We start from the raw sequence: 15,762 nt of genomic DNA, 5'->3' as shown, positions 1-15,762 counted from the left end.
TATTGAGGTTGTAAGATGGATGAGAATAAAAGCAAGGCGTTAAACGCTGCGTTAAGCCAGATTGAAAAACAATTTGGTAAGAACACAGTCATGCGTCTTGGTGACAACACTGTGCAAGCGGTAGAAGCCGTATCTACAGGCTCATTGACCCTAGATATTGCATTGGGTATTGGTGGCTTACCTAAAGGTCGTATCATTGAAATTTACGGCCCTGAATCATCAGGTAAAACGACTATGACCTTGCAAGCCATTGCAGAATGTCAAAAAGCTGGTGGAACTTGTGCCTTTATTGATGCCGAACACGCGCTTGATCCTCAATATGCACGTAAACTTGGTGTAGATATTGACAATCTTTTAGTATCGCAACCAGACAACGGTGAACAAGCCCTTGAAATTGCCGATATGTTGGTACGTTCTGGCGCAATTGACATGATTGTAGTCGACTCCGTGGCTGCCTTAACCCCTCGCGCCGAGATTGAGGGTGAAATGGGTGATTCACACATGGGCTTACAAGCGCGCTTAATGAGCCAAGCCTTGCGTAAAATCACAGGTAATGCCAAACGTTCGAACTGTATGGTGATCTTCATTAACCAAATTCGTATGAAAATTGGTGTAATGTTTGGTAGCCCAGAAACCACAACTGGCGGTAACGCATTGAAGTTCTATGCTTCTGTTCGTTTAGATATTCGCCGTGTAGGTCAGGTGAAAGAAGGCGACGAGATTATTGGTTCTGAAACCAAAGTCAAAGTTGTGAAAAACAAAATGGCGCCTCCATTTAAAGAAGCATTGTTCCAGATTCTTTACGGTAAAGGCGTTAACCATTTGGGCGAGCTGGTCGATTTGGCTGTTCAACAAAATATCGTGCAAAAAGCAGGTGCTTGGTATTCTTATCAAGGCGATAAAATTGGTCAAGGTAAAAACAACACCATTCGCCACCTTGAAGAACATCCAGAGCTTGCTAAAGGCATCGAAGCGATTATTCGTGAACAACTGCTCACGACAGGTCAAGCAGCACCTGTAGAAGATAAAGACGAAGAAGAATTCGACTTACTTGATGTTTAAGCATACGCTAATATGAACACAACAAACTGAATTAAATAGAACGCTCTACGGAGCGTTTTATTGTATATGGAAGCATTACCATGCCTGAAGACAAATTCCCCAAACTGATTGATTACGCTGCGCTAAAACAACAATTTGGCGAAGATGAGCAATCATGTAGCAGAACTGAGCAGATATATTCCGAAACAACGTCTGCCCTGCATTTTGCCTCAAATTCTGCGCCTAACATTAATAAACAATACCCTGCTCATACGGAAGCCATTGATGATCAAGAACACAATCACAATGAAGACCAAGACGAACAGCAAAACAAACGCCCAGGACTAACAGGTTCTCGTCTACGCAGCTACGCCTTTGCTGTCTTAACGCGTAAAGAATATTCTAAAAATGACTTAATTGAAAAACTGGCTTTATATGCAGAAAACCGTGATGAAGTGATTGAGTTAGTCAATGAATTGGCACGTGAAAATTATCAGAGTGATCAACGCCTAGCAGAAATGTTACTGGCTAGCCAAAAGCGGCAAGGTAAAGGGCCAAATCGTATTAAAATGGCTCTTAAAAACAAAAAAGTGGATAGCAGTTTAATTTCAGAAGAACTTAAAGAAACTGATTGGACAGAACAAGCCTATCAACTGAAAGTGAAAAAATTCGGCACAGAAGTCGCAAACGAGCCAAAACTTAAAGCCAAACAAATTCGTTTTTTACAGTATCGGGGCTTTGATATGGATGCGATTATGAAAGCAATTCGTAGGAAAGAGCAGGATTTTTAAAATAGTGGATATAAGATCAAAATAAGTAGAAGATAAATAGAATTATTATTTCAAAACTGGTGGCAACCCTACCAGCAAGCCTTCGGCACATCATAGCTCCACTACCGCTGCTACCTTCCGGTCCTGACGGGGTTCGTAGAGTACAATTGCGAAGTAACCAGCAGGGCTACCATTGCAAAAACAGAGTATAGAGATTTTTAACAAACTTGCAAGCGTTGTTCTGTATTTCCTTTTATAATGCTATCCAATTGATTATTTTAAAAACAATTGAAGACATTTATAGAATAACGTCATTTAAAATTTAGTCTAACTAACCCATCATAAAATTATTTCGAGATTTAAATCCTAGATTTACCCATATTGCGCTGAGATTGATGATAAGTTTGTAAAAGCTTATTGCAATTCCACGCGTGGACGTTTTAAATGTGGAAAATGACCAAATCAACAGGTTGAGTTCAATATGCTTACAAGGACTCACCTACACAAGATTAAGATGGATGTTCAATTATGCTAAAAAAGCATGCACTTTGTGCTCTTGCCCTACTGTGCTCAACGCCTATATTTGCCAATATTCCAATTGAAAGCCACAATCTCAGCCAAAGCAGTGCTAGGTATGCCAATAGCCCTGCGATTGCAACGAGTAATATGGCAACTGCCAATGTACCCACCAATATCAATTGGCAGTTGATGCAAAAAAACCAGCAACTTGAAAATGACATCCGCCAGTTACGCGGCAAAATTGAAGAACAAGACAATGAAATTGCGCAGCTCAAACATGAATTGCAAAATCACTATACCGATTTAGATCAACGTCTAGAACTGCTCCAGCAAAAAATAGACCCTGAATCTACTCCTACCGCTGAGGAGGATAACCAAAAGGATACTGCACCCAGTCACCAGCAACAACCAGTTAAATAGCAATGCCCCGCAATCTGCGCAAAATACAACGCATGTTAGCCCAACAGCTCAAGGTTTAAATACCAATATTGAGCTAGAAAAAGCAGCCTATACTGTTGCATTGGATGCCTATAAACAAGGTGGTGCTAAAAAAGCCATTGCACCCATGCAAAACTTTATTAAAAACCACCCAAACAGTGTGTATATCAGCAATGCTTATTTTTGGTTAGCTGAGTTTAATTTAGCGATTGAACCGACCAATTACAGCGAAGCCAAAAAGAATTTTGAAATTGTGGCAACCAAGTACCCTCAATCTGCAAAAGCATCAAGTGCCCTATATCGTTTATATAGTATTGCGCAAGATGTAGATCACAAACCTGCTTTGGCAGCGCAATACAAAAGTAAAATTCTGAGCCAATACCCAAAGTCTGAAGAAGCAAGATTCTTTAAATAAGCCAATAAAAAAGACATCCGAGGATGTCTTTTAATATTCTGAAGCTTGCCGCATTCGACAAACTCAAAGCTTAACGCACAATACCACGTTCAGATTGCTCTAAAGAATCAATTAAACGCTGCGCTTCTGCCACATTTGGCAAAATATCAATGCGAATTTGCTGAATGGCTTGCTCAGTGGTTAATCCAGATTTGTAAATGAGTTTAAAGGCTTCACGAAGACCTTGAATCACATCCTTCGACCAGCCTTTACGACGCATTCCTTCCACATTCATTGCAAATGCATGTGCAGGATTACCAGAAACCATGACATACGCAGGCACATCTTTAAGAATGAGCGATGCACCACCAATCATGCTATAAGAGTCAATTTTACAGAATTGGTGAATACCAGAGTTTCCACCGACAACCACATAATCCCCAACATGCACATGACCTGCCACACCCACGTTATTGGCAAAAATATTGTGATCACCCACCATACAGTCATGTGCGATATGCGTATTGACCATAAGTAAGTTGTGACTACCAATTTTGGTCAGGCTATTGTCTTGCACCGTACCACGATGCAAACTGCAGTGTTCACGAATTTTGTTGTGATCACCAATTTCTAGCCAAGTTTCCTCACCTGCATATTTTAAGTCCTGACAGACCTCACCTACGCTGGCGAACTGGAAAATTTCATTGTGCTGACCAATACGGGTGTAACCACCAATCACCACATGCGAATGAAGTTTTGTACCCTCACCAATCGTTACATTTGGGCCAATAATACAGTATGGACCAATCGTGACATCTGAAGCGATTACTGCAGATGAGTCAATAATAGCGGTTGGGTGAATGAGTGGGTTATTGCTCATGCTTGCTCTGTTTTCTGATGCGAAACCATAATTTCCGCGGTTGCTGCGACGACGCCATCAACGGTGGCGATACAATTATATTTGTAAATGCCTCGTTTTTGCATAACTAATTCAGATTTTAATACAAGTTGATCGCCTGCAACGACTTGTTTTTTAAATCGAACTTTTTCTGCGCCTGCAAAAAGGAACAAAGAACCTGCGCTCGGTTTCTCATTATTCATGATAAAACCTAAAATACCCGACACTTGTGCCATCGCTTCAACGATTAAAACACCCGGCATGATCGGATAATTCGGGAAGTGTCCTTGCAAGAATTCTTCATTGATAGATACGTTTTTATAACCCACGATACCGTTATCAGTGACTTCTACAATGCGGTCTACCAATAAAAACGGATAGCGATGGGGTAAATATTCACGAATGGTTTGAATGTGCATTGGCAATTCAGGTTTAGTGAAGGTGCTAGAATTCGACTCAGTCATCATAATTATTTACGCAATTTAAAAGTTGATTCAAGGGACTCAATTTGAGATTGCATATCATCAAGTCTTTTCACCAATTGGGTCAATGGCACATCTGCTAATTGTCTGAGGCGCACAACAGTACGTTTCCACTTTTGATTTTCAAACAAGCCTATACCTGACGAATATTTTCCTGATTCAGAAATATTATTTGTGACCATTGACATTCCTGTCAAAGTCACATTATCAGCAATATTTAAGTGCCCTGAAATTGCACTTCCACCACCAATGATACAGTTTTTGCCAATTGTCACACTTCCAGCCACGGCAGTTTTTGCTGCAATGGCCGTATGAGCACCTAATTTGACGTTATGTGCGATTTGCACAAGGTTATCAATAATGACACCATCTTCCAAAATTGTATCATTTAGTGCACCGCGATCTACGCTGCAATTCGAGCCAATACGAACGTCATTGCCAATAATCACCGAACCCAACTGTGCAATACGATGCCATTTGCCTTGATAAGGTGCAAAGCCAAAGCCTTCACTGCCAATTACAGTATTGGCGTGTATGCGCACACGATGTCCAAGCTTGGCTGCGCCTGTCAAAGTCACGTGTGAATCAATAAAACACTGTTGACCAATTTCGACAAAGTCATCAATTTTACAGTGCGATTGCACAATCGTATTGTCACCCACCACACAATTTTCACCAATTACGACGTAATGACCAATATAAGCACTATCGGCGATGATGGCTGATGGATGGATTTGGGCTGTGCTTTCTATACCACGTTGCGTATGCTTACGCTCAAATACATGGGTTAAAATTGCAAAAGCCAGATATGGATTATCGACCACAATAAAGTTGTGATGATTGTCTAACTCGGCTTGTAGTGAAGCTGTCACAATGAAAGCTCCCGCTTGGGAGCTACGTGCTTGCGCTAAATATTTATCGCCATTCACGAATGCAAGTTGATGCGCCTGAGCAGACTCAAGGCTTGCCAAACCTTGCAAACGTAAGTCGGCTTGTCCAATGTATTGACCTTGAACTAAACTAGCAATTTCTTCTAAGCGATAATATTGGGAACTCATTGATTATTTAAGTACGTTGACCTTTTGGATCATTTTATCAGTTAAATCATACTTCGGGTCATAGGCAAGTGCTGAGTTTTTATTCAAAACCACATCTAAACCATTTTCTTTACGCAATAGTTCAGCAACTTGCTTTAAACGAGTTTCAAAACCATCGTTAATTTTGTGCAATTCTGACTGAACACGAGTTTGCACTACTTGTTGCAAACCATTAAATTCTTTCAATTTCGCTTGAAACTGAGTATTCATTTTTTGCTTTTCAGCATCAGATAAATTATTAGATTGCTGCGCACGCTGCTGCATAGCTTCTAATTCTTTTGCCAATTGCTCAAGTTTGCTGGTTTGTGGTTTGATCGACTGCTGTAACGCCAAATTTTGCTGTTTTAAATAACTGCTATTTTCTACAACACGCTCTAAACTTACTACACCATAGCCTGCAGCATGTGCTACTGCAGCCATTGTAGATAAACCCAACAATGCCAAACTCAATATTGTTTTTTTCATGTGCTACATCCTGTGTTTAAACAATCCAACATGGGTCGTACTTAGAAAGTACGACCAATTTCGAATTGGATATTTTTAGTGTCATCGCCTTGTTTATCATTCAACGGATACGCATAGCTGAGTGATAATGGGCCAATCATGGTAATCCAAGTAAAGCCTACACCCACGCTATAACGCATTTCACCGAAGTCGAAGCCATAATTGTCTTTACAATATTGCTTGGCATTCACAGAAGCACCATTCACAAAAATATTTGAATCAGAAACATTACACTGAGTATCAAAAACTTGTGCGCCTTCTGCAAAAATTACTGGACGGACTTGACGCGTCCAATCTCCTTTAAATGGCACTGGTAGAGCCAATTCTGTACCGAACTGTACTAGAGCATTACCACCAACTTCTTCAGGTGAGCGATCCGTTTGACTTGTATCAGAGAAATAAACACCTGGATATTTCGGGCCTAAGGTGCTGTTGTCATAACCACGTACTGAACCATAACCACCTGCATAGAAGTTCTTATAGAACGGTAAGTCATTACCAAAACCTAACTTACCGTAGCCACGTAAGACAAAATCATGACCTAATGGCATATAAGCCTGTGCATCATAGGTCACTTTTTGGAATTCCACATCACTACCGGGTAAAGCAATTTCAGCATTAACACGATGCGACATACCATTGGTTGGGAAAATCGGACGATTTAAAGTGTTGTATGACCAACCTAAATTTAGGTTATACGTAAGGAAATCACCTTTAAATTCTTTGCCGTAAGGAATTGGATTTGCACAAGGCTCATACCCTACTACATCACCATTTGCATCTTTAATAGGGACTAAATCATCTGGACAATATTCGTCACTTTTGGTTTCTTTACCCCCATGGCGCTCTAAATAGTCTGCGACATAAGTTGAAACATAAGGACCTGTGGTTACTTCGGTCTGATCAATGTTTAAACCTGCACTAATGCTTTGGTTTTCATCAATTGGGTAACCGAAGTTAATTCCACCACCAAAACTGTCTGTCACATAGTTGTTTACGTTATAGTTATCATCTAGCTTGGTTTTACGGTAGTACATGTTGTAACCACGACGCACACCATCAATCGTGAAGTATGGGTCGGTCACACTCAGATTATAATAGTCTTGTGTTTCAGAACGCGACAAATCAATCGAAACCGAATTACCCGTACCTAAGAAGTTAGTTTGGCTTAAACCAGCTTGGAACGTCACACCACCGCTTTGCGAGAAACCTACCGCTAAAGTACTTGTACCTGAGTGCTGTTCTTCTACATTTACATTTAAGTCAATTTGGTCTGGCACATTTGGAATACGCACAGGCTTGACATCAACGGTTTTAAAGAAACCTGTACGCTCTAAACGGACTTTAGACAAATCAATTTTTTCATTGCTTGCCAATGCGCCTTCCATTTGACGCATTTCACGACGCAGTACTTCATCGGCGGTTTTACTGTTACCAGCGAAGTTAATACGACGCACTGTAATTTGCTGACCTGGGTTGATGTAGTAGTTTAAATCTACCAGTTTAGTTTCTTTGTCAATTTGCGGAACAATATTCACTTCGGCATAGTAATAGCCTGCATTACCATATTTACGCAGCAACAATTGTTTCACCGCATTCACTTTTTCTTGTGAATAGGTTTCACCATCTTTATAAATTTTCAGTGCCGTAAGTTCTTCTGGTTTGTATAAAGCATCGCCCAAGAACTTGCTTTCGCCAAACTTGAATTGCTCACCTTCATCCACCGAAACTTCAACAAAAATATGCTTTTTGTCTTCGCTCAAATTCAAGCTAGAGTTAGTGATATTGAAGTTGATATAACCTTTATTCAGATATAACGCACGTAATGCTTCCAAGCTTGCTGCCATTTTTTCGCGTGCATAACGGTCATTACGGGTAACAATCGAACTCCAGCTACTTTCTTTAACAGCAAACGCCTGCTTAATATCGCTATCTTTAAATACCGTATTGCCAATGATGTTGATATCTACCACTTTGGCGGCTTTGCCTTCAACAAATTCTACGGTTAAATCTACACGGTTATTTGGGCGTGCTGTGGTAATGACGCGTACATCTGCATCATAACGACCTTGCTGCATATACTGCTGTTCAAGCTCAGATTCTAAAGTTTGTAGTGCTGACTTTTTCAGTACTTCACCTTCAGCCACACCCATTTTCTTTAAACCATCTTCCAACGCTTCTTTTGGAATCAGTTTATTGCCTTTAAATTCAACCTTAGAAATGATTGGGCGCTCAACCACTTTAAACACTAAAGTGTCGGCTTCACGACTGGCCTGAATGTCATCAAACAAACCTGTGGCATAGAGTGAACGAATCGCATTGGCCAACACTGCTTCATTGACACGATCACCACTATTCACTGGAATCATTCCATAGACATTGGCTGGCGTTAAACGAACAAGACCATCTATTTTTATATCTCGCGCAATAAATTCATCTGCTGCATATACTTGTTGTGTTGCCGCCATTGCACTAACCAGTGCCAAGGGCATAAATAAATGTGTGTGCTGCATGCCAGTCTTTTCCAGTGTTAAATTTATTTCGTATCTACGTTGTTATAAACGCATAATGTCATTAAATAATGCAAGGAGCATCATACTTCCAAGCAGTACCATACCAATTTTTAAACCAACTAATTGTATTTGTTCAGAAACAGGTTTTCCACGAATCAGCTCGATAAAATAATAAACTAAATGCCCGCCATCCAACATTGGAATTGGCAATAAATTTAGAATTCCTAAGCTTACGCTCATAAGTGCCATAAAGGAAATAAAAGTTTGCCACCCCATTTCCGCACTTTGCCCTGCGACTTTGGCAATAGTAATTGGGCCTGATAAGTTATCTAAACCAATTAAACCACGTACCATTTTGACAATAGAATTCAGAATCATGCTAGACAGCTGACCTGTTTTATCTACCGCCATAAATAAAGCTTCACTCGGGCTGTATTGAATGGTTTGCTTAAAATCTTCTGGAATGACAATTTTTCCAGGATCACTTTGCACACCCAATACACCCGAAACATTGCCCATATTGTCACGTTTGCCTTGCGGCATCACTTCCAGTTGCTGTACTTGATTGTTACGCAGCACATCTACTTTCAGTAATTTTTCTGGCGATGCTTGAACAACTTGTACCACATCGTACCAGTCATTCATTTTGACGCCATCAATCGCAATAATTTGATCGCCGACTTGCATACCTTGACGAATGGCCGCACCATCTTCACTTAACTTACTGACAATTGCAGGAATTTGTGGGCGATACGGTGTAAAACCCAAGATATCTAAAGGTGATTGGGATTGATCATTTAAGAAATTTTGAATGGGTAAGCTAAATGTTTTGATTTCACCTGCGCGTTCCGCCTGTACCTGGATCTTGCCTGTTTCACCTACACGATCTACCAAGGCAAAGTTCAGCTTTTCCCATGTCGTCACAGGCGTACCATCAATGGCGGTAATCTTATCACCTACTTGCATTTGCGCTGCCGCCGCAGGTGTATCTGCCAGTACCTTACCCACACGGGTATTCAACTGTTCTTGAGAGGGTAAAAATAATAGCCAGAACAATAATATGGCAAAAATCAGGTTGATTAACGGACCTGCTGCCACAATCGCAATACGTTTCCACGGATGCTGACGGTTAAAGGCATAAGGTAGGTCTTCTTCTGCAACGCTTTCTTCGCGTTCATCTAGCATTTTGACATAGCCACCCAAAGGCAATGCCGAAAGCTGATATTGAATCCCCGATTTTTTAGAAGTCCATTTTAAAATGGTCGGTCCAAAGCCGATGGAATACACCAAAACTTTGACACCTAATTTACGTGCAACAAAGTAGTGCCCAAACTCATGAATTGCAATTAAAGGTCCTAGCAAAAGAATCGCTGCAACCACAATAAATAAGGCACTCATGCTTTAGCTTCCTTTATTCAACACAAAATGCTGTGCAACAGCACGGGCATTTTGGTCTGCCTGCAAAATCAGTTCAATGCTTTCTGCGGCTGAATTTTGTATTTGGTTCAGGGTATGCTCAACCACTGTCGCGATTTCGGTAAAACGAATTTTTTGCTGCAAGAATGCTGCAACTGCAATTTCGTTTGCTGCGTTTAAAATAGCAGGTGCTAAACCACCTTCTTGCATGGCTTGACGTGCCAGACTTAAAGCAGGAAAACGGGTGGTATCGGGTGCTTGAAAATCAAGCTGATGATTGACAAACAAATCTAAAGGCGGAACATGCGTTTGGATACGCTGCGGCCACGCCAAAGCATGCGCAATTGGCGTACACATATCAGGATTACCCATTTGCGCCAAAGTTGAACCATCCACATATTGAACCATGGAATGAATAATACTCTGTGGATGCACCACCACTGTAACAAAGTGTTCTGAAATTGCAAAAAGATGACACGCTTCGATTAATTCCAAACCTTTGTTCATTAAGGTTGCAGAATCTACCGAAATTTTTTGTCCCATAGACCAATTTGGATGTTTGCAAGCTTGTGCAGGAGTAACGTGTTGCAGTTCTTCTAGGCTATGATTTAAAAATGGACCGCCCGAAGCAGTCAGTAAAATTTGTGATACGCCTAACTTAGGTTGTCCATTTCTTTCGGTTTGTAAATAATGTTCAGGCAAACATTGAAAAATCGCGTTATGTTCAGAATCTACAGGCAATAACAAAGCACCATGTTCACGTGCCGCCTGCATCATGATGTCGCCCGACATCACCAAGGCTTCTTTATTGGCCAATAACACGCGCTTACCCGCTTTAACCGCAGCCAGTGTAGGCAATAAACCTGCCGCACCGACAATGGCTGCCATCACCACATCCACTTCAGGATGTTCGGCAACTGCGATTAAACCCGCCTCATCGCTTAAAATTTCAATCCCTGAAATGTGTTGCTGTGCAAGTAACTGCTGCAATTCATCAACTTTTGCCGCAGGTACAACCACAATTTTAGGATGGTACTGTTTGCATATTTGAACCAGTTCTTGAATTCGGCTATGTGCCGTCACGGCAAAAACTGAATACTGCTCAGGATGTTGTTGCAGTACTTTTAGGGTGCTTTGTCCAATTGAACCTGTCACACCCAAGATACAAACAGCTTGTGACATTTATAAATCTACGCCAATAAGTTTTAAAACATACATACCTGCAGCAAAAATTGGAGCTGCTGCAAGTAAAGAATCAATCCGATCTAGCACACCACCATGACCTGGCAAAACTCGCCCAGAGTCTTTAATACCTGCACGGCGCTTGATCATGGATTCAAACAGATCGCCCAATACTGAGCTAAATACCGTAAATACCGAAAGAATCAAAAATAAAATATGTTGTGCCAAAGTTAGGTCCAAATACACCACTTCGACAACAATCACAATTAGCATGGCTGTAAACACACCGCCATATAAGCCTTCTACTGACTTGTTTGGACTGACATTTGGTGCAAGTTTTTTCTTGCCTAGTTTGCGTCCAACAAAATAAGCACCTGAGTCTGCACCCCAAACCAACAAGAACAAGTACATTAACCACCACGGCGAACTATTCCATACGGAAAAAATTGCAGTGACCGCAGCAGAAATTAGAATAAAACCAATAAAACTTAAGCTTGGGTTATACCATGCATCGTATTCTGGATAAGACTTGACCCAATAAATACTGAGTAACCATGTCAAAATAGAAGCTGCCCAAAGTAACAAGGCAATATCACTAAAATAAAGTGCCATTGCTGCCAAAGCGGCAGTCAATACACCAAAGCCCCAAGCCACAGGTTTGAGGACATATTTAGTTTTTCTTGGCATGAGTTTGAACCACTCATAGCCCGCAACCCCTGCTGCAACAATCATCAGCATAAACATTGGATAGTGCGACTGAGTTGCAAACATACAACTCAACACCACAGCAACCAATACCAATGCGGTAATAATCCGCTCTAACATGTATTAATTCTCAATTTTCTCTTGTTGAATTTGCTCAGAAGTTTTACCAAAACGACGTTCGCGACCACCAAATACTGCCAGTGCATCGTCAAATTCTTCTATGCTAAATTCAGGCCACAAGGTTTGGGTAAAATACAATTCAGCATACGCAGCTTGCCAAAGTAAAAAGTTGGACAATCTAAAATCGCCACCTGTACGAATCAACAGATCGACAGGTGGTAGGTCTGCCAGACTGACATATTGACCAAAAATTTGTGTATCTATTTGTTCAATATCAATTTTATGCGCCACAACATCTGCAGCAATTTGTTTTGCAGCTTGTGCCATATCCCACATACCACCATAACTAATGGCAATTGTGAGTGTCATGCTGTTGAAATTAGCAGTCCTTTGTTCGGCATGCAACATTAACTCACGCAAATGCGGCGACAAACGTGAACGGTCACCAATAAAACGTAAGGCAATATTGAATTTTTCCATGCGTGGTAATTGCTCATGAATTGTGGTTTCCAGCAATTGCATGAGTAAATCCACTTCAAACTGCGGACGATTCCAGTTTTCACTCGAAAAAGCAAAAACGGTTAAAGCTTGAATGTGTTTTTTTCTACAATGTTCAACAATCGGGTCAAGTACATCTTTACCAGAGCGATGTCCTTCCCCTTTTTGCATTTGATTTTTTTTTGCAAAACGATTGTTGCCATCCATAATGATGGCAACATGTTTTGGCAAAGACGCGCTGTCTTCCGATGTGGTCATTGATTAGACCTTCATCAACTCAGCTTCTTTTGCAGCAAGACGCTTGTCTACTTCTGCAACGTATTTGTCTGTGATTTTTTGGATGTCATCTGCTGCACGGCGCTCATCATCTTCAGAAATTTCTTTTTCTTTCAATAATGCTTTGATGTCGCCCAATACATCACGGCGGATGTTACGAATAGCAACTTTGGCATTTTCTGCTTCAGAACGCGCAACTTTTTGCATGTCACGACGAGTTTCTTCAGTCAATGCTGCAAGCGGTACACGAATTGCATCGGCTGTGATTGGGTTTAGACCCAAATCTGACTCACGAATTGCTTTATCAATTGCAGACACCATTGAACGCTCAAATGGCTGAACCAATAAGGTACGTGAATCTTCTACACCAATGTTGGCTACTTGGTTAAGTGGCACATCGGAACCGTAGTAAGAAACCATCACACCATTTAAAATTGATGGATGTGCACGACCTGTACGTACTTTGGCAAAACCATGTTCTAAAGACTCTAAAGTCTTGCTCATACGTTCTTCGCTGTCTTTTTTAAGATCGTTAATCATAAGATCTTCCTTACTGTATTCTAAAATTTGAGTCAAAATATAGGGTTAAATTAAACCGTAGTATAAAGAGCTTTGTGGCTCACGTACATTAGTTCGTAACGTGAGTTCCTTCTTTTTCGCCCATCACTACAGAAAGCAATGCACCTGCTTTATTCATATCAAAAACTTGCAACGGCACATTGTGATCGCGGCATAAGCAGATTGCAGTTAAATCCATAACACCTAATTTTTCATCCAACACCTGGTCAAATGTAAGTGTGTCATATTTCACCGCATCTTCGTATTTGCTTGGATCTTTGTTATATACGCCATCTACTTTGGTCGCTTTTAAGATCAAGTTAGCTTCGATTTCGATACCACGTAAACATGCTGCTGTATCTGTGGTAAAGAATGGATTGCCTGTACCCGCAACGAACACACACACTTCACCTTGAGTCAGGTGACGAATCGCATCACGGCTTGAGTAAGACTCAACCACTGTACCAATAGGCAATGCAGACATTAAACGGGTTTTGATGTTACGGCGCACCAAGGCATCACGCATGGCTAAACCGTTCATCACCGTTGCCAACATACCCATTTGGTCGCCTGTTACACGGCCGACTAAACCATCTTTTTGTAATTGGCTGCCACGGTATAAGTTACCACCACCGACAACAATACCCACTTGCACACCTAAACCGACCAAGTGTGCAATTGCCAAAGACATTTGATCGAGCACTTGCGCATCAATCCCCATGTCTTTATTACCCGCAAGTGCCTCACCCGATAGTTTCAACAAGATACGTGCATAACGTGGCTTTTTTGAATCTAACATTGTCATTACTCCAATTCTAAATTCTAAACTTTAATTTTTTACAATTTGTATGGCTTACAGCTAGCAATCCAAATCTGCAAAGCATTATGCAGATTTGACCTGAATCAGCTTGGCAAATAAGTCGTATTCATCGGCATCGGTAATTTCAACTTCAAGTAAATCACCTGCTTTAATCACGCTCTTGTCAATATCTTCTACAAAGACGTTGCCATCAATTTCTGGCGCATCTGCATAAGAACGTGCCACTGCGACTGGAAATTCTTCTTCCAAATCATCTACCAACACGGTCATGGTTTGACCAATACGTTTTTGCAGTTTAGCTGCTGAAATTTCTTGCTGAACCTGCATAAAACGCTCATAGCGTTCTTGCTTGATTTCTTCTGGCACATGATCTGGCAAGTCGTTTGCTGCCGCACCTTCAACAGGTGAATAAGTAAAGCAACCAACACGGTCTAATTGCGCTTCTTTTAGCCAGTCGAGCAAAATTTGGAAATCTTCTTCTGTTTCGCCTGGAAAACCCACCACAAAGGTTGAACGAATCACCAGCTCAGGGCATTTTTCACGCCAAAGTTTTAAACGCTCCAACGTGTTTTCGCTGTGCGCAGGTCGCTTCATCAACTTTAATACTTTCGGGCTGGCATGTTGGAATGGAATATCCAAATAAGGCAAAATTTTGCCTTGTGCCATTAAATCAATTACAGCATCCACATGCGGATATGGATAGACATAGTGCAAACGCACCCAAATACCCAATTGCCCTAAGGCTTCACACATATCATAGAATTTGGTTTTAACAGGCTGACCGTTCCAAAAGTCCAATTTGTATTTGGTATCTACGCCGTAGGCAGAAGTATCTTGAGAAATTACCAATACTTCTTTTACGCCTGCACGTTTCAGTGCCGCAGCTTCTTCTAATACCGAACCCACAGGACGCGAAACTAAATCGCCACGCATGCTTGGAATGATGCAGAAAGTACAGCGATGGTTACAGCCTTCTGAAATTTTAAGATAGGCATAATGTTTAGGCGTCAAACGAATGCCTTGTTCAGGTACCAAATCAATAAATGGATTATGTTTTGGTGGCTCAGGAACATATTGATGCACCGCTTCCATCACGTCCTGATAAGCAGCCGCGCCAGTCACTTTTAATACGTTGGGATGCATTTGACGAATTTTATCTTCATCTTTACCCAAGCAACCTGTCACAATGACACGACCATTGGCATTCATGGCTTCGCCAATCGCGTCTAAGGACTCTTGTACTGCAGATTCAATAAAACCACATGTATTGACAACAACTAAGTCAGCACCTTCATAATCAGATGCGACATCATAACCTTCAGTTTTTAACTGAGTTAAAATTCGTTCGGAATCTACCAATGCCTTAGGACAACCTAAAGAAACAAAACCGACTTTGGGGGATTTCATAGAATCTGCACTCCACTAGAATGCGCGTATTGTATGACTTTTCTTTGCATAAAAATAGAGAAATAGCCGACTCTTTGCATAATGCACCAAAATACAACCATTCAGGCTGAATGATTTAAATATT

General features: G+C 41.0%; 14 protein-coding genes, 1 other RNA gene and 1 pseudogene. 3 read left to right on the top strand and 13 right to left on the bottom strand.

All coding sequences use genetic code 11. The annotated features are described in order from the left end of the window. The first annotated feature begins 15 nt into the window (after positions 1–15). Positions 16–1,062, top strand: a complete 1,047-nt coding sequence (recA, locus tag J4G44_RS08285) for a recombinase RecA (RefSeq protein ID WP_004976691.1) — start codon at positions 16–18, stop codon at positions 1,060–1,062. Between the two features lie 80 nt (positions 1,063–1,142). Continuing rightward, positions 1,143–1,832 (top strand): regulatory protein RecX, encoded by a 690-nt coding sequence (locus J4G44_RS08280; RefSeq protein ID WP_167845975.1) that lies wholly within the window; start codon positions 1,143–1,145, stop codon positions 1,830–1,832. Positions 1,833–1,898: 66 nt separating this feature from the next. On the opposite strand, the gene ffs is transcribed toward J4G44_RS08280, so the two are convergent. Next, positions 1,899–1,995: signal recognition particle sRNA small type (gene ffs, locus J4G44_RS08275), an RNA gene on the bottom strand. Between the two features lie 341 nt (positions 1,996–2,336). Here ffs and J4G44_RS08270 point away from each other — a divergent pair. Continuing rightward, positions 2,337–3,183, top strand: a pseudogene (locus J4G44_RS08270) (YbgF trimerization domain-containing protein). 70 nt (positions 3,184–3,253) lie between these two features. On the opposite strand, the gene lpxA reads toward J4G44_RS08270, so the two are convergent. The 12 genes from lpxA to rimO all read right to left on the bottom strand — a co-directional run bounded on the left by lpxA (position 3,254) and on the right by rimO (position 15,638). Then, positions 3,254–4,042 carry an acyl-ACP--UDP-N-acetylglucosamine O-acyltransferase gene (gene lpxA, locus J4G44_RS08265; protein WP_004976696.1) on the bottom strand — a complete coding sequence of 263 codons (789 nt, stop codon included), beginning with the start codon at positions 4,040–4,042 and terminating at the stop codon, positions 3,254–3,256. After that, positions 4,039–4,527: a 3-hydroxyacyl-ACP dehydratase FabZ gene (gene fabZ, locus J4G44_RS08260; protein WP_004976697.1), complete on the bottom strand. Its 489-nt coding sequence runs from the start codon at positions 4,525–4,527 to the stop codon at positions 4,039–4,041. Before fabZ ends, lpxA begins: the two co-directional genes overlap by 4 nt. Before the next feature lie 2 nt (positions 4,528–4,529). Then, positions 4,530–5,600, bottom strand: a complete 1,071-nt coding sequence (gene lpxD, locus J4G44_RS08255; RefSeq protein ID WP_167845974.1) for a UDP-3-O-(3-hydroxymyristoyl)glucosamine N-acyltransferase — start codon at positions 5,598–5,600, stop codon at positions 4,530–4,532. Positions 5,601–5,603: 3 nt separating this feature from the next. Beyond that, positions 5,604–6,104, bottom strand: a complete 501-nt coding sequence (locus J4G44_RS08250; RefSeq protein ID WP_180112460.1) for an OmpH/Skp family outer membrane protein — start codon at positions 6,102–6,104, stop codon at positions 5,604–5,606. Positions 6,105–6,145: 41 nt separating this feature from the next. Continuing rightward, positions 6,146–8,656, bottom strand: a complete 2,511-nt coding sequence (gene bamA / locus J4G44_RS08245) for an outer membrane protein assembly factor BamA (protein WP_180060514.1) — start codon at positions 8,654–8,656, stop codon at positions 6,146–6,148. A 42-nt stretch (positions 8,657–8,698) separates the two neighbouring features. Further along, positions 8,699–10,054, bottom strand: a complete 1,356-nt coding sequence (gene rseP / locus J4G44_RS08240; protein ID WP_180052075.1) for an RIP metalloprotease RseP — start codon at positions 10,052–10,054, stop codon at positions 8,699–8,701. 3 nt (positions 10,055–10,057) lie between these two features. Beyond that, positions 10,058–11,254 (bottom strand): 1-deoxy-D-xylulose-5-phosphate reductoisomerase, encoded by a 1,197-nt coding sequence (ispC, locus tag J4G44_RS08235; RefSeq protein WP_180060512.1) that lies wholly within the window; start codon positions 11,252–11,254, stop codon positions 10,058–10,060. Then, on the bottom strand, positions 11,255–12,079 hold the full coding sequence (locus tag J4G44_RS08230; protein ID WP_004976707.1) for a phosphatidate cytidylyltransferase: 825 nt from the start codon (positions 12,077–12,079) through the stop codon (positions 11,255–11,257). Positions 12,080–12,082: 3 nt separating this feature from the next. After that, on the bottom strand, positions 12,083–12,835 hold the full coding sequence (gene uppS / locus J4G44_RS08225) for a polyprenyl diphosphate synthase (RefSeq protein WP_179993856.1): 753 nt from the start codon (positions 12,833–12,835) through the stop codon (positions 12,083–12,085). A 3-nt stretch (positions 12,836–12,838) separates the two neighbouring features. After that, entirely contained in the window at positions 12,839–13,393 is a 555-nt protein-coding gene (gene frr / locus J4G44_RS08220; protein WP_004976711.1) for a ribosome recycling factor, read from the bottom strand. An 88-nt stretch (positions 13,394–13,481) separates the two neighbouring features. Then, positions 13,482–14,210, bottom strand: coding sequence for a UMP kinase (gene pyrH, locus J4G44_RS08215; RefSeq protein ID WP_004976712.1), 729 nt, complete (start codon positions 14,208–14,210; stop codon positions 13,482–13,484). A gap of 84 nt (positions 14,211–14,294) precedes the next feature. Beyond that, on the bottom strand, positions 14,295–15,638 hold the full coding sequence (rimO, locus tag J4G44_RS08210) for a 30S ribosomal protein S12 methylthiotransferase RimO (protein WP_096901422.1): 1,344 nt from the start codon (positions 15,636–15,638) through the stop codon (positions 14,295–14,297). Positions 15,639–15,762: the final 124 nt, after the last annotated feature.

Source organism: Acinetobacter towneri (assembly GCF_017498585.1).
GTDB classification, from domain to species: Bacteria; Pseudomonadota; Gammaproteobacteria; order Pseudomonadales; family Moraxellaceae; genus Acinetobacter; species Acinetobacter towneri.
Note: the sequence above shows the minus strand (reverse complement) of the source record. Positions and strands in the feature narration are given on the sequence as shown.